The 19408-nt window shown below is 62.6% G+C and carries 17 protein-coding genes; 7 read left to right on the plus strand and 10 right to left on the minus strand.

The features are described 5' to 3' along the window. Positions 1-20: 20 nt before the first annotated feature. From ACODSV_RS04870 to ACODSV_RS04890, 5 genes are all read right to left on the minus strand, one after another. Positions 21-1838, minus strand: a complete 1818-nt coding sequence (locus tag ACODSV_RS04870; RefSeq protein WP_069076148.1) for an ABC transporter ATP-binding protein — start codon at positions 1836-1838, stop codon at positions 21-23. After that, the gene (locus ACODSV_RS04875) at positions 1831-2466 is read right to left on the minus strand and encodes a DsbA family protein (RefSeq protein WP_024076606.1); all 636 of its coding nucleotides are present in this window, start codon (positions 2464-2466) and stop codon (positions 1831-1833) included. The genes ACODSV_RS04870 and ACODSV_RS04875 overlap by 8 nt, the downstream gene beginning before the upstream one ends. Before the next feature lie 3 nt (positions 2467-2469). Further along, the gene (trhO, locus tag ACODSV_RS04880; RefSeq protein WP_024076607.1) at positions 2470-3411 is read right to left on the minus strand and encodes an oxygen-dependent tRNA uridine(34) hydroxylase TrhO; all 942 of its coding nucleotides are present in this window, start codon (positions 3409-3411) and stop codon (positions 2470-2472) included. Between the two features lie 118 nt (positions 3412-3529). Next, complete coding sequence (locus ACODSV_RS04885) at positions 3530-3826, minus strand: BolA family protein (protein ID WP_150055084.1); 297 nt, start codon at positions 3824-3826, stop codon at positions 3530-3532. A 6-nt stretch (positions 3827-3832) separates the two neighbouring features. Next, positions 3833-4351, minus strand: coding sequence for a DUF2059 domain-containing protein (locus ACODSV_RS04890; RefSeq protein ID WP_010567461.1), 519 nt, complete (start codon positions 4349-4351; stop codon positions 3833-3835). Positions 4352-4543: 192 nt separating this feature from the next. Between ACODSV_RS04890 and ACODSV_RS04895 the strand changes: the two genes are divergently transcribed. Further along, positions 4544-5926, plus strand: coding sequence for a class II fumarate hydratase (locus ACODSV_RS04895; protein WP_454843331.1), 1383 nt, complete (start codon positions 4544-4546; stop codon positions 5924-5926). Here ACODSV_RS04895 and ACODSV_RS04900 read toward each other — a convergent pair. The 3 genes from ACODSV_RS04900 to pap all read right to left on the minus strand — a co-directional run bounded on the left by ACODSV_RS04900 (position 5923) and on the right by pap (position 10139). Further along, on the minus strand, positions 5923-6879 hold the full coding sequence (locus ACODSV_RS04900) for a DMT family transporter (RefSeq protein WP_024076610.1): 957 nt from the start codon (positions 6877-6879) through the stop codon (positions 5923-5925). The two genes, ACODSV_RS04895 and ACODSV_RS04900, sit on opposite strands and share 4 nt — an antisense overlap. 173 nt (positions 6880-7052) lie before the next feature. Then, positions 7053-8237: a thiolase family protein gene (locus ACODSV_RS04905; protein ID WP_150056204.1), complete on the minus strand. Its 1185-nt coding sequence runs from the start codon at positions 8235-8237 to the stop codon at positions 7053-7055. A gap of 387 nt (positions 8238-8624) precedes the next feature. Further along, on the minus strand, positions 8625-10139 hold the full coding sequence (gene pap, locus ACODSV_RS04910; RefSeq protein WP_150054956.1) for a polyphosphate:AMP phosphotransferase: 1515 nt from the start codon (positions 10137-10139) through the stop codon (positions 8625-8627). 141 nt (positions 10140-10280) lie between these two features. Between pap and mnmC the strand changes: the two genes are divergently transcribed. The 5 genes from mnmC (at position 10281) to ACODSV_RS04935 (ending at position 17702) form a co-directional block, all read left to right on the plus strand. Then, the gene (gene mnmC / locus ACODSV_RS04915; protein WP_489078214.1) at positions 10281-12275 is read left to right on the plus strand and encodes a bifunctional tRNA (5-methylaminomethyl-2-thiouridine)(34)-methyltransferase MnmC2/FAD-dependent 5-carboxymethylaminomethyl-2-thiouridine(34) oxidoreductase MnmC1; all 1995 of its coding nucleotides are present in this window, start codon (positions 10281-10283) and stop codon (positions 12273-12275) included. Between the two features lie 165 nt (positions 12276-12440). Further along, positions 12441-14213: an N-acetylglutaminylglutamine amidotransferase gene (locus ACODSV_RS04920; protein ID WP_150054955.1), complete on the plus strand. Its 1773-nt coding sequence runs from the start codon at positions 12441-12443 to the stop codon at positions 14211-14213. Positions 14214-14216: 3 nt separating this feature from the next. Further along, positions 14217-15965, plus strand: a complete 1749-nt coding sequence (ngg, locus tag ACODSV_RS04925; RefSeq protein WP_024076615.1) for an N-acetylglutaminylglutamine synthetase — start codon at positions 14217-14219, stop codon at positions 15963-15965. A gap of 265 nt (positions 15966-16230) precedes the next feature. Next, positions 16231-17415: an osmoprotectant NAGGN system M42 family peptidase gene (locus ACODSV_RS04930; protein WP_024076616.1), complete on the plus strand. Its 1185-nt coding sequence runs from the start codon at positions 16231-16233 to the stop codon at positions 17413-17415. 59 nt (positions 17416-17474) lie between these two features. Continuing rightward, positions 17475-17702: a YheU family protein gene (locus ACODSV_RS04935; RefSeq protein ID WP_003236706.1), complete on the plus strand. Its 228-nt coding sequence runs from the start codon at positions 17475-17477 to the stop codon at positions 17700-17702. Positions 17703-17710: 8 nt separating this feature from the next. Here the strand turns inward: ACODSV_RS04935 and csrA are convergent, their stop codons facing one another. Together csrA and ACODSV_RS04945 are read right to left on the minus strand one after the other, a co-directional pair. Then, positions 17711-17908 carry a carbon storage regulator CsrA gene (gene csrA, locus ACODSV_RS04940; protein ID WP_069076724.1) on the minus strand — a complete coding sequence of 66 codons (198 nt, stop codon included), beginning with the start codon at positions 17906-17908 and terminating at the stop codon, positions 17711-17713. Positions 17909-18096: 188 nt separating this feature from the next. Further along, the gene (locus ACODSV_RS04945; protein WP_024076618.1) at positions 18097-18912 is read right to left on the minus strand and encodes an SDR family oxidoreductase; all 816 of its coding nucleotides are present in this window, start codon (positions 18910-18912) and stop codon (positions 18097-18099) included. 328 nt (positions 18913-19240) lie between these two features. On the opposite strand from ACODSV_RS04945, the gene ACODSV_RS04950 reads away from it, so the two are divergent. Then, on the plus strand, positions 19241-19393 hold the full coding sequence (locus ACODSV_RS04950) for a DUF3309 family protein (RefSeq protein WP_010208879.1): 153 nt from the start codon (positions 19241-19243) through the stop codon (positions 19391-19393). Positions 19394-19408: the final 15 nt, after the last annotated feature.

The raw sequence follows: 19408 nt of genomic DNA on the forward strand, positions 1-19408 counted from the left end.
ATAGCACAGCGTAGGCTAAATCAACGCACTTGTTGCAGGTGCCCGTAAAGTTTGGCGTACAGGCCGCCGTCGGCGATCAGTTGCTGATGGTCGCCATCTTCGGCGATATGCCCACCATCGAACACCAACACCCGGTCTGCCTGCTTCACTGCTGACAAGCGGTGGGCAATGATCAGTGTAGTACGGCCACTGAGAAACCGCGCCAACGCCTGATGCAGGTTGTACTCGGTGGCGGCGTCCAGGGCAGAGGTGGCTTCATCCAGGATCACCACTTTCGGCTCGGCCAACACCATGCGCGCAATCGCCAGGCGTTGCCGCTGCCCGCCGGAGAAGCGCACGCCTGAGCGACCGACGATACTATCCAAACCCATGGGCAGCGCCTTGACGGTCGCATCCAACTGGGCGATTTCTAGGGCCTGCCAGCACGCCTGGTCCGTGCGGCTGCGACCCATCGTCAAGTTGGCCCGCACGGTATCGTTGAACAGCGCCGGGTGTTGCAACACCACCGCGACGTTCTCGCGAATGGTCTCCAGGCCGATTTCCTGCTGGGTGGCGCCGCCAAAACGAATGCTGCCAGCTTGCGGCGTGTAGAGCCCCAGCAGCAGTTGCACCAGGGTACTTTTGCCGCCGCCACTGGCGCCGACGATTGCCACCTTCTCCCCCGGCTCGATGGCCAGGTTCAATTGATCGAGCACCCGTTCCTCGCCATACCCGAACGTGAGGCCGCGCACTTCAAGGCCGACCGTCTCGCGCCCGGCAAACGGGTCCTGGCCGCCGGCATATTGCGGCTCATCGGCGCGTGCCAGCAGTTCGTTGATCCGCGTCAGCGCCCCGCCCGCCGCGTAGTAGGCGTATTGCAGGTTCAATAACTGCTCCACCGGGCCGATCATGAACCACAGGTAGCTGAATACCGCGAGCATCTGGCCGATGGAGAGGTCGGAGAACAGCACCGTCAGCATCGCTGCCGCACGGAAGATGTCGATGCCGAATTGGAACAGCAAGCCACTGGCGCGGCTGGAGGCGTCGGTTTTCCACTGGGAGTGGATGGCGTAGTCCCGCACTTCCTGGGCACGCTGGCCGAGGCGCCCGAGGAAAAAGCCCTGGCGGTTACCGGCGCGCACTTCCTGAATGGCATCGAGGGTTTCGGTCAGCGCCTGGGTAAAGCGCGAGGTGCTGTCGTTTTCCAGTTTCTTCAGGTGTTTGACGCGCTTGCCCAGCTGCACCGTGGCGTAGATCACCAGCGGGTTGAACAACAGGATCAGCAGCGCCAGTTGCCAATGCATCCACACCAGGATGGCCGACGTACCCACCAGGGTGAGCATCGCCACCAGGAAACGGCTGAGGGTTTCACCGACGAACTTGTCCAACGTATCCAGGTCGGTGACCAGGTGCGTGGTGACCGTGCCGCTGCCCAGGCTTTCGTATTCCCCCAGGGAAATACGCTTGAGCCGTTCGATCAGGCGCACGCGGATGCGGTAGACGATGTCCTTGGCCAGCCGGGCAAACAAACGCGCCTGCACCACGTTGAATACCAGCGCACCACAGCGCAGGGCCAGGGTCACCAGCAGCATCAAGCCGATATACCCAGCGGCCTTTTGCCAACCCAGGGGCAACGCGTGGTTCATCACCTTGAGCGCGGCATCGCCGTGGCCCAACAGCACTTCGTCGACCAACAGCGGCAACAGCAGCGGAATAGGCACGCTGCATAGGGTCGCCAAGACGGCGACACCGTTGGCGATCCACAGGGATTTCTTGTGACGCAGGGCCAGGCGGCGGATCTCCGCCCAGGTCAAGCGGTCGACACGAGGGGTGGGCGTTAGGTCGGGCTGATCATGCACAGGCAGCTCGCTCCAGCCATCGGGCGAGCAGAGGCGACAGCTCGGAGAGCGGCTGGTAGCCATTGGTCAGCAACGCCAACTGGCCATTGCGCTCGGCCAGCAGCGTCGGGAAACCGGCGATCCCCAGGTCCTGTACCCAGGTGAAATCGGCGGCGGTAGCGGCATGCTGCTCGGCGCGGTCAAAAGCGCCGGCAAACTCGATACGCGGGATACCGGCCTCCTCGGCCAGTTCCACCAGCACACTGGCGAGGGTCACATCGCGCCCCTCGACATAAAATGCATGCTGGATCAGGCCCAGCAGTTTCCACGCGCAATCCGGCGCCAGGCTGCGCGCAGTGACAATCGCACGGCACGCCGGCTCCGTGTCGTAGACAAAACCGTCGGGCAGCGCGCCTTCGAACGTGAACGTCTGCCCGGTGGCGTCGGTGACCGCCTGCCAGTGTTCCAGGATATAGCGCCGGGTCGTCGGCTCCAGCGCCGCGCCGCTGCCGGTGCGCAAGCCGCCCACCACCAGGTGCAGCTCCACGCCGGCCGCCTGGGCCTGCTCAACCAGCGCCTGCGCCACCGGGGCAAAGCCCCAGCACCAGGAACACATAGGATCCATTACATAGAGCAGGCGCGCGGACATGGCTCAGGCCTCGGAAGGAGTTTGCTTGTAGTTGAAGCCGATCGGGTGCGGCATATTGCGGGCCTTGGCCAACTCAATCTGCTTTTGCCGGTCGATCGCGCTGCGACGGGTTTTCTCCGGCAGCTTATCCCAGCAATGTGGGCAACTGATGCCCGCCACATAGTGCTCGGATGCGCGGTCTTGCACGCTCACCGGTGTGCGGCAGGCATGACATTGATCGTAGTCGCCTTCGCTCAAGTCGTGGCGCACGGTGACGCGATTGTCGAACACAAAGCAGTCGCCCTGCCATTTGGTCTCTGCCTGCGGCACCTCTTCGAGGTACTTCAGGATGCCGCCCTTGAGGTGGTAGACCTCATCGAAGCCTTCACTGAGCATGTAGCTCGAGGCCTTTTCGCAACGAATGCCGCCGGTGCAGAACATGGCGACCTTCTTGTGCTTGGCCGGGTCGAAGTTGGCTTTGATATAGTCGGGAAATTCGCGAAAACTGGTGGTTTTCGGGTCGATCGCGCCTTCAAAAGTGCCGATGGACACTTCGTAGTCGTTACGGGTGTCGATCAACAACACCTCGGGGTCGCTGATCAGCGCGTTCCAGTCCTGCGGATCGACGTAGGTGCCGACCTTCTTGTTCGGGTCGACGCCTTCGACGCCCAGGGTCACGATCTCTTTCTTGAGCTTGACCTTGGTGCGGTAGAACGGCTGCTCGTCACAGTACGACTCTTTGTGGTCGATGTCGTCCATGCGCGGGTCGTTCTTGAGCCAGGCCATCAGGCCATCAATGCCTTCGCGGCTGCCGGAAACCGTACCGTTGATGCCTTCTTCGGCGATCAGCAAGGTGCCTTTGATGCCATTGTCGACCATCGCCTGCAACAGGGGCTCGCGCAGCGCAACGTAATCTTCGAGGGTGACGAACTTATACAGTGCCGCCACGACAATCGGTTGAGTCATGGGTGTTCTCTCCAGGTGGCTACCCTCGTAAGGGGTGAACCGGATGCAAAAAAAACGCGCCGGCTAAGCGGCGCGTTGCGGATTCTAGCAAATGCCAGGTGTCAGAGACACCCGGTCATCAGCTATGGCCGCCGGCGCAGGTCGGCGAGGCCGGGGCTGCGTCGATTTTCGCCCACTCTGCGGGCGTGTAGGTATGCAGCGCCAGCGCATGAAACTCGCTCATCAGGTCACCCAGGGTGGCGTAGACCTTCTGGTGGCGCTTGACGCGGTTGAGCCCCTCGAACTGCTGGCTGACCAGCACGGCCTTGAAGTGGGTCTGCAACCCACGGCTGTGCATATGGCTTTCGTCCAGCACGCTCAAGTGCTCCGGGGCCAGGGCGGCAAGTGCCGTTTCGATACGCTGTTGCATGGTCATTCCTGCTTACTTCTTCTTGGCCGGTGCGGCGGCTTTAGGCGTCAGCTCGTTGGTCATGTCTTCCAACAGCTTGTTCACCACCGGCACGGCGCTTTCCAGTTTGGCCTGGGTCATCTGGGCCGATTGCTGGGTCAGCTGCGGCATTTTCTCCAGGACTTTCTTGCCCAGTGGCGACTGGTAGAACGCAACCAGGTCCTTGAGCTCGGATTCGCTGAAGTTGCTGGTGTAGAGCTTGACCATGTCCGGCTTCAGTTTCGGCCAGCCGATGGCTTGGTCCAGGGCAGCATTGGCCTTGGCCTGGTAGCTGTCCAGTACGGACTGTTTGGCGGCAGGCGCCTTGGTCTGTTCGAAACGCTGGGCGAACATTTGCTGCACTTGCATGTACACCGGGGTCCCCAGCTTGTCAGCGTGGGCCAGGGTAAGGAAGGCTTCGGCACTGGCGTTGTGGCTGGCGGTATCGGCAAAAACCTGGCCGCTGGCGCAAACCAGAGCAACCGCGGTACAGATGGCACGAAGACGAGTCATCGAGTTTCCTTTTCTAGCAGGCGAGGTAAGACCCCAAGGGCGCCCATTCTGCGCCTAAAAAACGCCCCGGCTCAACCCCGAGCCTTAGCGGGCGCGGATTGCCGTGAATGAATCCGATGAAAAGTCTTTTAGGGAACCCCCCGGGCCGATCACAGCCTAAACTGCGCAAACGAACCTGAAGGAGTGTGCCCGATGAGCCGTATCGAAACCGACAGCCTGGGAGAAGTCCAAGTCCCGGATGACGCTTACTGGGGCGCCCAGACCCAACGTTCGCTGGTGAACTTCGCTATCGGCGAACAGCGCATGCCCCTGGCGGTCCTGCACGCCCTGGCCTTGATCAAAAAGGCCGCTGCCCGGGTCAACGACCGCAATGGCGACCTGCCCGCCGATATCGCCCGCTTGATCGAACAAGCCGCCGACGAAGTACTGGCCGGCCAACATGACGACCAATTCCCCTTGGTGGTGTGGCAAACCGGCAGCGGCACCCAAAGCAACATGAACGCCAACGAAGTGATCGCCGGCCGCGCCAACGAGCTGTCGGGCAAGACCCGTGGCGGCAAGAGCCCCGTACACCCCAACGATCACGTCAACCGCTCCCAGAGTTCCAACGACTGCTTCCCCACCGCCATGAACATCGCGGCGGTTCAGGCGGTCAACCAGCAATTGCTGCCGGCGATCACCCACCTGTCCGGCGGCCTGGCGGAACTGTCGGCACGGCATATGAAGCTGGTGAAGACCGGTCGCACTCATATGATGGATGCCACGCCGATCACCTTTGGCCAGGAACTGTCGGCGTTTATCGCCCAGCTTGATTACGCCGAGCGCGCGATCCGCAGCGCCCTGCCCCAGGTCTGCGAGCTGGCCCAGGGCGGCACGGCCGTGGGCACCGGGCTCAACTCGCCCCATGGCTTTGGCGAAGCGATTGCCGCCGAGCTGGCGGCGCTGTCGGGCTTACCGTTCGTGACCGCCCCCAACAAATTCGCCGCCCTCTCCGGACACGAACCCCTGGTGACCTTGCACGGTGCGCTGAAAACCCTGGCCGTGGCCCTGATGAAAATCGCCAACGACCTGCGCCTGCTCGGCTCCGGCCCCCGCGCCGGGCTGGCGGAAGTCAAACTGCCAGCCAACGAACCGGGCAGCTCGATCATGCCCGGCAAGGTCAACCCGACCCAGTGCGAAGCGCTGTCCATGCTGGCCTGCCAAGTACTGGGCAATGACGTGACCATCGGCATCGCGGCGAGCCAAGGGCATTTGCAGTTGAACGTGTACAAGCCGGTGATCATCCACAACCTGCTGGAATCGATCCGCCTGTTGGCCGACGGCTGCAATAACTTCCAGGAGCACTGCATCGCCGGCCTGGAGCCCGACGCCGAACAAATGGCCGAGCACCTGGAGCGCGGGCTGATGCTGGTCACGGCGCTCAACCCGCACATCGGCTATGACAAGTCAGCAGAGATCGCCAAGAAGGCCTACGCCGAAGGATTGACCCTTCGGGAAGCGGCGCTGGACCTGGGCTACCTCACCGACGCAGAGTTCGACCAGTGGGTACGCCCGGAAAACATGCTGGGCGCCTAAGACGCCATGCGTAGCCGCCGGGCCTTGAGCCCGGCGAGCAACGACGGCGCCAGCGCAACCGCCGCCGACCCCATGACCACCACCAACGCGCCGAAATAGCCCAAGGCATTGATCTCTTCGGCCTGCACATAGTTGGGCCACAGCCACGCCGCCAACGCCACCGCGACAAAGGTCACCAACGGCGTCAGCGCCAGGGTTGCACTCACCCGCGAGGCTTCCCAGTGGGCCAGGGCTTCGGCAAATGCGCCGTAGGCCACCAGTGTGTTCATGCAACACGCCAGCAACAGCCAGCCTTGCAGCGGGCTCAGTTGCAGGGCCTCCAGCGGATGCGCCCAAGGCGTCAGCAGCACGGCGCACGACAGGTAGATCACCATCATCACTTGCAGCGAATTCCAGACGGTCAGCAACTGCTTCTGGCCCAAGGCGTAGAACACCCAGATCGACGTGGCGAGCAGGATCGTCAGCACACCGGCGGTATAAGCGCCGAGGGACGTCAGCAGTTCCTCCAGGCGTTGGTTGAAGAACAGACCGAAGCCGACGATCAGCACCACCAGGCCCACGCTCTGACCCACGCTGAAACGTTCCTTGAACACAAACACGCTGGCGATCATCAGGAAGATCGGTCCCATCTGCACCACCAACTGCGCGGTGCCGGGGCTGAGCAGTTTCAGGCCCACCAGGTACAACACGTAGTTGCCCACCAGGCCGCACACGGCCATCGCCACCAGCCAGCCGCCTTTGGGGCCGAGCACTTTACGACTGGGCAGGCGCTTGGTCGCGGCGAGGTACACGAAGAGGCAACTGCCGGCCACCATCAGGCGAAACCAGGTGACGGTGATCGGGTCCATCACCTGCAACACTTGCTTGAGCTTGATCGGCAGAATGCCCCAGAGCAGCGCGGTCAGCAGGGTCAGGAAAAAACCGTAGACCCAGCGGCCGGAAGAGATGTGCATGAGTGCCCCAGAAAATGCCAGAGGTGGAGGAGCGGCCATTCTAGGGGCAAGTGGACGCATTGGGATATGGCGCTGCTTACCTGTGGGAGGGGGCTTGCCCCCGATGGCGGTGTGTCAGTCAAGTTTCTTTAACTGAACCACCGCCATCGGGGGCAAGCCCCCTCCCACACTTATCAGCGCACGGCTTCGAACAGTCCCGTGGCGCCCATGCCGCCGCCCACGCACATGGTGACGATGCCATAACGCAAATTGCGCCGCTGCAGCTCACGCACCAGGTGCCCGACCTGGCGCGAGCCGGTCATGCCGAACGGGTGGCCAATGGAGATCGAGCCGCCGTTGACGTTGTATTTGTCGTTATCAATTTCCAGGCGATTACGCGCGTACAGGCATTGGGAAGCGAAGGCTTCGTTGAGTTCCCACAGGTCGATGTCCGCCACCTGCAGGCCTCGCGCCTTGAGCAGCTTGGGCACCGAGAACACCGGGCCGATGCCCATCTCATCCGGCTCGCAACCTGCCACGGTGAAACCGCGGAAAAACGCCTTGGGCTTGAGCCCCAGTTCCAGGGCTTTCTCCAGGCTCATCACCAGCGTCATCGAGGCGCCATCGGAGAGCTGCGACGAGTTACCCGCCGTCACCGAGCCGTCTTCGGCAAACACCGGCTTCAACCCAGACAGGCTGGCCAACGTGGTGTCCGGGCGGTTGCAGTCATCGCGATCAACGACGCCGTCGAGGATTTGTACGGCGCCAGTGTTCTTGTCCTCGACCCTGTACTTGACCGCCATCGGCACGATTTCATCATCGAACAAGCCATCCGCCTGGGCCTGGGCCGTGCGCTGCTGGCTTTGCAAGGCGTAGAGGTCCTGGTCTTCGCGGCTCACGTTGTAGCGGCGCGCGACGATTTCAGCGGTCTGGCCCATGGGGAAGTAGATGCCCGGCACCTGAGCCTTGAGCAGCGGGTTGATGAGGTTATCGGTGTTGACGCTTTTCATGGTCAGGCTGATCGACTCGACACCGCCCGCCACGATGATATCGCTGCACCCCGAGGCGATCTGGTTGGCGGCGATGGCGATCGCCTGCAGGCCCGACGAACAGAAGCGGTTGAGCGTCATCCCTGCCGTGCCGGTACCCAATTGCGAAAGCACCGCCACGTTGCGCCCGATGTTGTAGCCCTGGGCGCCCTCGTTGGAGCCGGCGCCGACGATGCAATCCTCCACCGTGGCCGGGTCGATGCCGTTGCGGGCCAGCAGCGCGTTGACGCAATGGGCCGCCATGTCATCCGGGCGGGTCTGGTTGAACTTGCCGCGAAAGGATTTGGCCAGGCCGGTTCGCACACTGTCGACGATCACTACTTCACGCATGGGCTACCTCGATCTTGTGGTTGTTGGATCGAGAATAAATCCAGTCCTCTCCCACTGCGACGATCATTCACCCGGCGTATACAAAAACATGGTGACGAACATAAATCGGTGGTGAGTCGGCCTGTTGTGGCCAGAGGGCTTGTGTGGCGAGCGGGCTTGCCCCGCGTTGGGCTGCGAAGCGGCCCCAAAACCAGCCAATGAGTTCTGCCTGGAGAAACGCGGCGTCTGGGTCAGGGCCGCTTCGCGCCCCAACGCGGGGCAAGCCCGCTCGCCACAACAAGCCCTCTCCCCCAGAACTAGCCCTCTCCCCCACAACAAACCCTCTGGCCACTTCAAGCCCTCTCCCTCGCAACAGCCCCGCTCGCCACGAGTCAGTTACTCATCCACTTATTTGTTTTTCTTTTTATCGTGCTTGTCGGACTTGGCGAACGCTTCTTCCAAGGCCAGGTTGATGGTGCGTAGCACCTTGACCCGCGCCCAACGCTTGTCATTGGCCTCCACCAGGGTCCACGGCGAGACCTCGGTGCTGGTGCGGTCGACCATATCGCCCACCGCCGCGCGGTAGTCGTCCCACTTGTCGCGGTTGCGCCAGTCGTCCTCGGTGATCTTGAAGCGCTTGAACGGGATCGCCTCACGGGCCTGGAAACGCTCCAGTTGGGTCTGCTTATCGATGGCCAGCCAGAACTTGACCACAATCACCCCCGCATCGCGCAGTTGCTCTTCGAAGTCGTTGATCTCGCCATAGGCACGCAACCAGTCGGCCGGGGTGCAGAAGCCTTCGATGCGCTCCACCAGCACTCGGCCATACCACGACCGGTCGAATACCGTGAACATGCCGCGCGCCGGGATCTGCCGCCAGAAACGCCAGAGGTAAGGCTGAGCCCGTTCGTCTTCGGTGGGTGCGGCGATCGGGATGATGCGGTACTGGCGCGGGTCGAGGGCCGCGGCGACACGGCGGATCGCCCCGCCCTTCCCGGCGGCATCGTTGCCTTCGAACACTGTGACCAGGGCGTGCTTGCGCATGCGTTTGTCGCGCATCAGGCCAGAGAGGCGCGCCTGCTCGGTAATCAGTTGTTCTTCGTAATCGTCCTTGTCCAGGCTCAAGGTCATGTCGAGGCTGTTCAGCAGGCTCACCTGGTCCACCGCGGCAGGCAAAGGCGCCGGGTTCATGCCGCTGACCTTGCCCCTGGCTTGCTTCAAGGCGTTTTGCAGGCCTTCGAGCAGGATCTTGCCCACGGTCAGGCCACGGTAATAGGGGTCGACACCTTCGATCACATGCCACGGCGCATAGTCACGGCTGGTGCGGCGCAGCACGCGCTCGCCAAAATGCACGAACTTGTCGTAGGTCTGCGATTGCTGCCAGTCCAGCGGGCTGATGCGCCAGCTGTGCAGCGGGTCATCGGCCAGGGCCTTGAGTCGCGCCTTCATCTGTTTCTTGGACAGGTGGAACCAGAACTTGAAGATCACCGCGCCCTCATCGCAGAACATCTTCTCCAGACGCTCGGCACCGGCGATGGCCTGGTCGAGCCGCGCATCCTTGATCTCGCCATGCACGCGGCTTTGCAGCATCTGGCTGTACCAATTGCCAAAAAACACGCCCATGCGGCCCTTGGCGGGCAGTTGGCGCCAGTAGCGCCAGGCCGGGGGGCGCGCCAGTTCCTCGTCGGTCTGCTGGTCGAAGGTGCGCACTTCGATCAGGCGCGGGTCCATCCATTCATTGAGCAGCTTGACCGTCTCGCCCTTGCCCGCACCTTCAACCCCGTTGATCAGGATGATCACCGGGAAACGCTTCTGCTGCTGCAACTCGTATTGCACTTCGAGCAAGGCTTCGCGCAGGGCGGGCACCTCGGTGTCGTAGGTGTCTTTGTCGATGGCGTGACCGATTTCGGCGGATTCGAACATAGGCTGCTCCGTTTCAAGATGGATCAAGACTAGCGGATTGGGCAGCGCCATGCGGGAGGAAATTCCACGTGCGCTTGCCGTGGGTCAATTCAAAGGCTGTTGATCGGCTAGAATGGCGGTCTTGCCTTTGCCGAGTCGCCCATGAACCCCGTAACCCACGCCCAGCTCGACTGGGATGACCAAGGCCGCCCGCACTCACGGGTATTCGACGACGTGTACTTTTCCGACAAATCGGGCCTGGAAGAAACCCGTTATGTGTTCCTCGAACAGAACCGTCTGCAGGAGCGTTTTGCTGCCTTGCCGGTGAATGGATGCCTGGTGATCGGCGAGACCGGTTTCGGCACTGGCCTGAATTTTCTCTGCGCCTGGCAGTTATTTGAACAGCAGGCCGTAGCCGGTGCGCGCTTGCACTTTGTCAGCGTTGAGAAATACCCGCTGAGCCACGCCGACCTGCAACGCGCACTCGCCCTATGGCCCGAGCTGCACCCCTTCGCCGAATCCTTGCTGGCGCAGTACGTCGCGATCCACCAAGGCTTCCAGCGCCTGGTGCTGGCCAACGGCCGTGTGACCTTGACGCTGTTGATCGGTGACGCCCTGGAGCAATTGCCGCAACTGGATGCGCAGGTCGACGCGTGGTTTCTCGATGGCTTCGCCCCCGCCAAAAACCCCGACATGTGGACCGCCGAGCTGTTCGCCGAACTGGCACGCCTGGCGGCCCCTGGAGCGACCATCAGCACGTTTACCAGCACCGGTTGGGTGCGGCGGCTGATCAATGCCGCCGGGTTCAAGATGAAACGCACGCCGGGTATTGGCCACAAATGGGAGATCCTGCGGGGTGAATACCTTGGGTGGCCGGCCGACACCCCGCCGCCGCCCCCGGACAAACCGTGGTTCGCCCGTCCAACGCCGCTGCACGGTGAGCGCAGCGCCCTGGTGATCGGGGGTGGCCTGGCCGGCTGCGCTACGGCAGCCAGCCTCGCGGCACGCGGCTGGCGCGTCAAGCTGCTGGAACGACATGCGGGCCTGGCGCAGGAAGCCTCGGGCAACCCGCAAGGCGTGCTTTACCTAAAGCTGTCAGCGCACGGCACGGCACTTTCGCAGTTGATCCTCAGCGGTTTCGGCCATACCCGACGCCTGTTGGAACACCTGCACCGAGGCGTCGACTGGGACGGTTGCGGCGTGCTTCAACTGGCCTTCAACGCCAAGGAAGCCGAGCGCCAGGCACAGTTGGCCGGCGCATTCGCCCCTGGCCTGCTGCATCGACTCGATCAGGCCCAGGCCCAGGCTCGCGCCGGTGTGGCGCTGGAGCATGGCGGGCTGTTCTACCCCGAAGGCGGTTGGGTGCACCCGCCAGCGTTATGCGAATGGCAAGCCCGGCACCCTCTGATCACCGTGCTGACGCATCACGAAGCCCTTGAGTTGCAACGCGTCGACGGGCAATGGCGCGCCCTGACCGGCGACACCTTGCTGGCCAGCGCCAGTGTGGTGGTGCTGGCCAACGCAGCGCAGATCAAGCACTTCGCGTTCAGCGCCGACCTGCCCCTCAAGCGCATTCGCGGGCAAATCACCCGCTTGGCGCAAACCCCGGCGAGCCAGGCGTTGGCCACGGTGGTGTGCGCCGAGGGCTATGTGGCCCCGGCGCGCCTGGGGGAGCACACGCTGGGCGCCAGCTTCGACTTCAAGAGCGATGACCTGACCCCCACGGTCGCCGAGCATGTCGGCAACCTGGACATGCTGCGGGAAATATCCGTCGACCTGCTGCACCGCCTGGGCGCCGACCACCTTGCCGGCGAGGACCTGCAAGGTCGCGCCGCGTTTCGCTGCACCAGCCCGGACTACCTGCCGATTGTCGGGCCACTGGCCGATCGCGCGGCCTTTGACCACGCCTATGCGGCACTGCGCAAGGACGCCCGACAGGTACCCGAGGCCGCCTGCCCATGGCTCGACGGCCTGTATATCAACAGCGGCCATGGCTCCCGTGGGCTGGTGACCGCCCCCCTGTGCGCGGAACTGTTGGCGGCATGGCTGGACGATGAACCCTTGCCGGTGCCTAAAAGCGTGGCCGACGCCTGCCATCCGAATCGGTTCGCCTTGCGCGCATTGATTCGCGGCACGGGCGGCTCCTCTGCGCAGTAACGGGCCACTCGCCGCGCAGGATCGCACCGGAGCAGCCAAGGCTCTTGGCCTTATAACAGATTGTTCTAAAACTCCAATCATAGGGGCGTGTCAGTTTCTGGGTACGCGCCCTTTAGGCGCATTGAGTATTTACCCCTCCCCAACGGAAAAACCGGTAAGGAACTTATGTGCGGATTAGCTGGAGAACTACGTTTTGATGCCCAACCTGCCGACCTGGCAGCGATTGAACGCATCACCCATCACTTGGCCCCCCGTGGCCCCGACGCCTGGGGCTTTCATGCCCAAGGGCCGATTGCCCTGGGCCATCGACGCCTGAAAATCATGGACCTGTCGGATGGCTCGGCCCAACCGATGGTTGACGCCCGGCTGGGGCTGTCCCTGGCGTTCAACGGTGCAATCTATAACTTCCCGGAACTGCGCCAGGAGCTCGAAGCCCTGGGCTATGCCTTCTATTCCGGCGGCGACACCGAAGTGCTGCTCAAGGGCTATCACGCCTGGGGCGAGGCTCTGCTGCCCAAGCTCAACGGCATGTTCGCGTTTGCCATCTGGGAGCGCGACGCCCAGCGCCTGTTTATCGCCCGCGACCGCCTGGGCGTGAAGCCGTTGTACCTCTCACGTACCGGCCAGCGTTTGCGCTTTGCCTCAACCCTGCCAGCCCTGCTCAAGGGCGGCGATATCAACCCGATCCTCGACCCCGTCGCACTCAACCATTACCTGAACTTCCATGCCGTGGTGCCTGCACCGCGCACGCTGCTGGCAGGCATCGAAAAACTGCCGCCCGCCACCTGGATGCGCGTCGACGCCAAGGGCAACACCGAGCAAAAAACCTGGTGGACCCTGCCCTACGGCCCGCGAGAGGATGAGCGCAACCTCACGCTGGAAGACTGGACCGACCGCGTGCTCGACAGCACCCGCGAGGCCGTGGCGATTCGCCAACGCGCCGCCGTGGATGTCGGCGTGCTGCTCTCCGGTGGCGTCGATTCGAGCCTGCTTGTCGGCCTGTTGCGGGAAGTCGGCGTGCAGGACCTGTCGACCTTCTCCATCGGTTTTGAAGACGCTGGCGGCGAGCGCGGCGATGAATTCCAGTATTCAGACCTGATCGCCAAGCACTACGGCACCCGCCACCATCAATTGCGCATCGCCGAAAGCGAGATCATCGAGCAACTGCCGGCCGCGTTCCGCGCCATGAGCGAGCCGATGGTCAGTCATGACTGCATTGCCTTCTACCTCTTGTCCCGGGAAGTGGCCAAGCATTGCAAGGTGGTGCAAAGCGGCCAGGGCGCAGACGAACTATTTGCCGGTTACCACTGGTACCCGCAGGTGGACGGTGCCAGCGATCCGTATGCCGCGTACCGCGAGGCGTTTTTCGACCGCAGCTACGACGACTACGCCGCCACCGTCGCTCCAAAATGGCTGACCGCCAACGATGCCGCTGGCGATTTCGTGCGTGAGCATTTCGCGATGCCCGGCGCCGATGCCGCCGTGGACAAGGCCCTGCGCCTGGACAGCACGGTGATGCTGGTGGACGACCCGGTCAAACGCGTCGACAACATGACCATGGCTTGGGGCCTGGAGGCACGCACGCCGTTCCTCGACTACCGCCTGGTGGAGCTGTCGGCACGCGTCCCCGGTCAATTCAAGTTGCCCGACGGCGGCAAGCAGGTACTCAAGGAAGCGGCGCGCCGGGTGATCCCGAGCGAAGTCATCGACCGCAAGAAAGGCTACTTCCCGGTGCCAGGGCTCAAGCATTTGCAGGGCGACACCTTGAACTGGGTGCGTGAACTGCTGCTCGACCCCAGCCAGGATCGCGGCCTGTTCAACCCGGCCATGCTCGATCGCCTGCTGACTGACCCGCAGGGCCAACTGACGCCGTTGCGCGGCTCCAAGCTGTGGCAACTGGCAGCGCTGAACCTGTGGCTCAGCGAACAAGGAATCTGATCCATGAAACCGAATGCCGCGGCTTACAGCCAACGCTTGCTCAAGGGCCAGGCGCCGACCTATGAGCGCCTGCAGGCGCGCCTCGCCGAAGATGGCAGCCCACTGGCCGCCGAGCCGATTGCGGTGCATTGCGGCTGGGGCCGACTGTTGATCGGCCACACCTTTCCCGACCCGGCCAGCCTGGCCCAGGAACTGCTCAACGAGCAGCCCGGCGAGCGCGACATCGCGCTGTACGTGGCTGCGCCCCAACAGATCCTCGGGATCGATCCGCAGCAGTTGTTCCTGGATCCGTCCGATACCCTGCGCCTGTGGTTCAGCGACTATCGCCCTGCCACCCGGGTGTTTCGCGGCTTCCGGATTCGCCGGGTCCAGACCGAGGCCGATTGGCTCGCGGTCAACCAGCTCTATCAGGGCCGCGGCATGTTGCCCGTCGACGCCGAGCGCCTCACGCCGCGCCATGAAGGAGGCCCGGTGTACTGGTTGGCCGAGGATGAAGACAGCGGCGCAGTGATCGGCAGCGTCATGGGCCTGAATCACCCAAAAGCCTTCCACGACCCGGAAAACGGATGCAGCCTGTGGTGCCTGGCCGTCGACCCGCAATGCACGCGACCCGGCGTGGGCGAAGTGCTGGTGCGCCACCTGGTGGAACACTTTATGAGCCGTGGCCTGAGCTACCTCGACCTGTCGGTGCTGCACGACAACCGCCAAGCCAAGAGCCTGTACGCCAAGCTGGGCTTCCGCGCGCTGACCACCTTTGCGATCAAGCGCAAGAACGGTATCAACCAGCCGCTGTTCCTCGGCCCCGGCCCGCAGGCGGGGTTCAACCCCTATGCGCGGATCATCGTCGAAGAAGCCCATCGGCGCGGCATCGACGTGCAAGTGGACGACGCCGATGCGGGGCTGTTCACCCTCAGCCATGGCGGGCGTCGCGTGCGTTGCCGGGAGTCATTGAGCGACCTGACCAGCGCCATCAGCATGACCCTGTGCCAAGACAAGAGCCTTACGCACAAGGTATTGAAGGCCGCCGGTTTGAAACTGCCTTCCCAGCAACTGGCGGGCAGCGCCGATGACAACCTGGAGTTCCTCGACGAACACCAGCGCATCGTGGTCAAGCCGTTGGACGGCGAGCAAGGCCAGGGTGTAGCGGTGGACCTGCAAGAGATTGACGAGGTGCAACAGGCCATCGAAGCGGCGCGGCAGTTCGACAGCCGCGTATTGCTCGAGAGCTTCCACGAGGGTCTCGACCTGCGCATCCTGGTGATTGGCTTCGAAGTCGTGGCCGCCGCGATTCGCCGCCCGGCCGAAGTGATCGGCGACGGCCAGCACTCCATCCGCGCGCTGATCGAGGCGCAAAGCCGGCGCCGTCAGGCCGCCACCGATGGCGAAAGCAAAATCCCCCTGGATGCCGAAACCGAACGCACCTTGAAAGCCGCTGGCTACGACTACAACAGCATCCTGCCCCGTGGTGTGCAATTGGCTGTGCGCCGTACTGCCAACCTGCACACGGGCGGGTGCCTGGAAGATGTGACGGGCATCCTGCATCCCACCCTGGTCGACGCCGCCGTACGCGCCGCCCGCGCGCTGGATATCCCCGTGGTGGGCCTGGACCTGCTGGTGCCCGCGGCCGATCAACCGGAGTACGTGTTTATCGAAGCCAACGAACGGGCCGGGCTGGCCAACCATGAACCGCAGCCGACGGCAGAGAAGTTTGTGGATTTGTTGTTTCCACACAGTCAGCCGACCGCTCAATAAACCCTGTGGCGAGGGGGCCTGTGGTGGCGAGCGGGCTTGTTGTGGCGAGCGGGCTTGCCCCGCGTTGGGCTGCGAAGCAGCCCCCACATGTGCCAATGAGGTCTGACTGAAAGAGCGTGGTGCTTGGAGAGAGGGGGCTGCTGCGCAGCCCAACGCGGGGCAAGCCCGCTCGCCACAACAAGTCCGTTTGCCACAACAAGCCAGCTCTCCACAACAAGCCAGCTCGCCACAAAACCGCCCTTATCTTATCCAGTCAGGAGTCTTTATGACCCGAACCATCCCCGAACCGGATCTCAACTACCTGCAAAAAGTGCTGCTGGAAATGCTCGCCATCCCCAGCCCCACCGGGTTTACCGATACCATCGTGCGCTATGTCGCCGAACGCCTGGAAGAGCTGGGCATCCCGTTTGAAATGACCCGCCGCGGCACCATTCGCGCCACCCTCAAGGGCCAGAAGAACAGCCCCGACCGCGCAGTATCGGCGCACTTGGACACCATCGGCGCCGCCGTCCGCGCGATCAAGGATAACGGACGCCTGACCCTGGCCCCCGTCGGTTGCTGGTCAAGCCGCTTTGCCGAGGGCAGCCGCGTCAGCCTGTTCACCGACAACGGCGTGATCCGTGGCAGCGTCCTGCCATTGATGGCCTCAGGGCACGCATTCAATACCGCCGTGGATGAAATGCCGGTGAGCTGGGACCATGTGGAGCTGCGCCTGGACGCCTACTGCGCGACCCGTGCCGACTGCGACTCCCTGGGGATCGGCATCGGTGACTACGTGGCGTTCGACCCCCTGCCCGAGTTCACCGAAAGCGGCCATATCAGCGCGCGCCACTTGGACGACAAGGCCGGTGTCGCCGCCCTGCTCGCCGCGCTCAAGGCCATCGTCGACAGCGGCGAACCCTTGCTGATCGACTGCCACCCACTGTTCACCATCACCGAGGAAACCGGCAGCGGCGCAGCGGCTGCCCTGCCCTGGGATGTGAGTGAGTTTGTCGGCATCGATATCGCACCGGTCGCCCCTGGCCAGCACTCCAGCGAGCACGCGGTGAGCGTGGCGATGCAGGACTCCGGCGGGCCGTATGACTATCACCTGTCCCGCCACCTGCTGCGCCTGGCTTCGGACAATGAACTGCCGGTGCGTCGCGACCTGTTTCGTTATTACTTCAGCGATGCCCATTCGGCGGTGACCGCTGGCCACGATATCCGCACCGCGCTGCTGGCGTTTGGTTGCGATGCGACCCACGGCTACGAGCGCACCCATATCGACAGCCTCGCGGCCCTGAGTCGCCTGCTGAGCGCGTATATCCTCAGCCCCCCCGTGTTTGCCAGCGATGCGCAACCGGCCCAGGGTTCACTGGACAGGTTCAGCCATCAGATCGAGCACGAAACGCAGATGGAGAGCGACACGCGTGTGCCGTCGGTAGACAGCCTGGTCGGTCAGAAGTCCTGACGCTGGCAACAATGGTCCCGGCGCAGTAGCATCGCCGGGATTCTCTAGTTGAGGCTTGTATGCTGATTCCCTACGACGCACTTGAAGTCGACACCCTGACCCGCTTGATCGAAGACTTCGTCACCCGCGACGGTACCGACAATGGCGACGACACGCCCCTGGAAACCCGGGTATTGCGCGTGCGCCAGGCGCTGACCAAGGGCCAGGCATTGATCGTATTCGACCCCGACAGCGAACAATGCCAGTTGATGCTCAAGCACGACGTGCCCAAGCATCTGTTCGACTGAGCGCGGTTTCAGGCGTTGGGTTGCGGATGGGCGCCGGCACCCTGGCGTTCGACGATCTTCTCAAACACCTCGGCGCGGTGCACATTGACGCCCACCGGCGCTTGGATGCCGAATTTAACCTGGGTACCGTTCAGTTCGAGGATGTGCAAGGCGATGTCATCGCCAATGGAGATGATTTCGCCTACGGCGCGGCTTAAGACCAGCATGGCGGTTGTCCTTTTCGAGTGACAGGACCTTGACCTTGCGCGCTTGGATTTGTGGCAGCAATGGCTTGCGGCTAAATCAGGCAGCGCCTACATAGGCGGGTAAATTGCCTGACAGACAGAGGCTTGGTTGTGGCGGGTTTAGCGGGGCATATCCGTTACCAAGGAAACGGATATGCACACCATCCCAATCACCCCCTGACAGCCTGGGCCTTCGCGCGCATCTTATCCGCCATCACGGTCATCTCGTCATACAGCAACTGCGGGTTCTTCTGCTTCAACGCCCACGCCATCCGGCCCTGCTCATGGGGCAGGATCATGAACTCGCCCTGGGCCACCCGCTGATAAATGTAATCGGCGATATCCGCCGCCGAAATCGGTGAGCTCTCGAGCAACTTGCCCACCTGCGCTTTCATTGCCGGGGTCGGTCCACGGAACGAGTCCAACAGGTTGGTCTGGAAAAACGACGGGCAGACCACGTGCACCCCCACTTCCTGCTGCTTGAGCTCCACCAACAGGCTTTCTGATAGCGCCACTACGCCGGCCTTGGCCACGTTGTAGTTGCTCATGGCCGGGCCCTGCATCAGTGCTGCCATCGAAGCAATGTTGATGATGCGGCCCTTGCTCTTTTCCAGCAGCGGCAGGAACGCCTTGCAGCCCTTGACCACGCCCATCAGGTTGATCGCGATCTGCCAGTCCCAATCCTCCAGGGACAGTTCGGCGAAAAACCCACCGGAGGCCACGCCGGCATTGTTGACGATCACATCTATGCCACCCAGCTTCTCCTCGCAGGCCTGGGCAAAGGCCGTGAGCTGACTGTAGTCGCGCACGTCGCAGCGCTGGATAAAACCGTCGCCACCGGCCTCGCGTACCCGCTTCAAGGTTTCCTGCAGGCCCGGCTCACTGACATCCGACAAGGCCAGTTGCCAACCCTCGCGGGCCCAGCGCAGAGCGATTTCACGACCCAGGCCGGACCCGGCGCCAGTGATCATCATGCGATTTTGCATAGAAAGTAGCCTTGTGGTTCACAGAAGAAGTGATCGGCAGTGTAGCGAAGGTTTTTCCTACACCCACGCACCATCAGAGTGATGAATGCCCCAGGCAAACCGCGGGCTCGGTCGGATACCTGCCCACAGGCTAAGTTCAATCTTTTTCAACTAAGCAGGTGCATTGGCGAGGGTATTAAAAGAAATAAGCGACGCTGCAAAACGCTTTAAAAAAACATGGAATTTTCCACGCAGGCGCACAGTCGGAGTTATTAAGGCGTCCGTATTCAACTGTCGGGCCTATCGTTAAATAACCGGTCTTTACAGAAGGCCTACAAGGAAAAAAACTATGAGCCTCATTCTGATCATTATCCTGATCCTTCTACTGGTCGGTGGCCTTCCAGTGTTCCCGCACTCCCGTAGCTGGGGTTATGGTCCGTCGGGTATTCTCGGTGTGGTCCTGGTCGTGCTGCTGGTGTTGTTGCTGCTCGGCAAGATATAAAAGCCGGGCAAAAAA

The organism is Pseudomonas sp. FG86 (assembly GCF_057808775.1).

Bases quoted from the DNA above. Each gene is read 5' to 3' on its own strand.
- ACODSV_RS04875 (WP_024076606.1), bottom strand. From the start codon at position 2,466: ATGTCCGCGCGCCTGCTCTATGTAATGGATCCTATGTGTTCCTGGTGC.
- trhO (WP_024076607.1), bottom strand. From the start codon at position 3,411: ATGACTCAACCGATTGTCGTGGCGGCACTGTATAAGTTCGTCACCCTC.
- ACODSV_RS04885 (WP_150055084.1), bottom strand. From the start codon at position 3,826: ATGACCATGCAACAGCGTATCGAAACGGCACTTGCCGCCCTGGCCCCG.
- ACODSV_RS04890 (WP_010567461.1), bottom strand. From the start codon at position 4,351: ATGACTCGTCTTCGTGCCATCTGTACCGCGGTTGCTCTGGTTTGCGCC.
- ACODSV_RS04895 (WP_454843331.1), top strand. From the start codon at position 4,544: ATGAGCCGTATCGAAACCGACAGCCTGGGAGAAGTCCAAGTCCCGGAT.
- ACODSV_RS04900 (WP_024076610.1), bottom strand. From the start codon at position 6,879: ATGCACATCTCTTCCGGCCGCTGGGTCTACGGTTTTTTCCTGACCCTG.
- ACODSV_RS04905 (WP_150056204.1), bottom strand. From the start codon at position 8,237: ATGCGTGAAGTAGTGATCGTCGACAGTGTGCGAACCGGCCTGGCCAAA.
- pap (WP_150054956.1), bottom strand. From the start codon at position 10,139: ATGTTCGAATCCGCCGAAATCGGTCACGCCATCGACAAAGACACCTAC.
- mnmC (WP_489078214.1), top strand. From the start codon at position 10,281: ATGAACCCCGTAACCCACGCCCAGCTCGACTGGGATGACCAAGGCCGC.
- ACODSV_RS04920 (WP_150054955.1), top strand. From the start codon at position 12,441: ATGTGCGGATTAGCTGGAGAACTACGTTTTGATGCCCAACCTGCCGAC.
- ngg (WP_024076615.1), top strand. From the start codon at position 14,217: ATGAAACCGAATGCCGCGGCTTACAGCCAACGCTTGCTCAAGGGCCAG.
- ACODSV_RS04930 (WP_024076616.1), top strand. From the start codon at position 16,231: ATGACCCGAACCATCCCCGAACCGGATCTCAACTACCTGCAAAAAGTG.
- ACODSV_RS04935 (WP_003236706.1), top strand. From the start codon at position 17,475: ATGCTGATTCCCTACGACGCACTTGAAGTCGACACCCTGACCCGCTTG.
- csrA (WP_069076724.1), bottom strand. From the start codon at position 17,908: ATGCTGGTCTTAAGCCGCGCCGTAGGCGAAATCATCTCCATTGGCGAT.
- ACODSV_RS04945 (WP_024076618.1), bottom strand. From the start codon at position 18,912: ATGCAAAATCGCATGATGATCACTGGCGCCGGGTCCGGCCTGGGTCGT.
- ACODSV_RS04950 (WP_010208879.1), top strand. From the start codon at position 19,241: ATGAGCCTCATTCTGATCATTATCCTGATCCTTCTACTGGTCGGTGGC.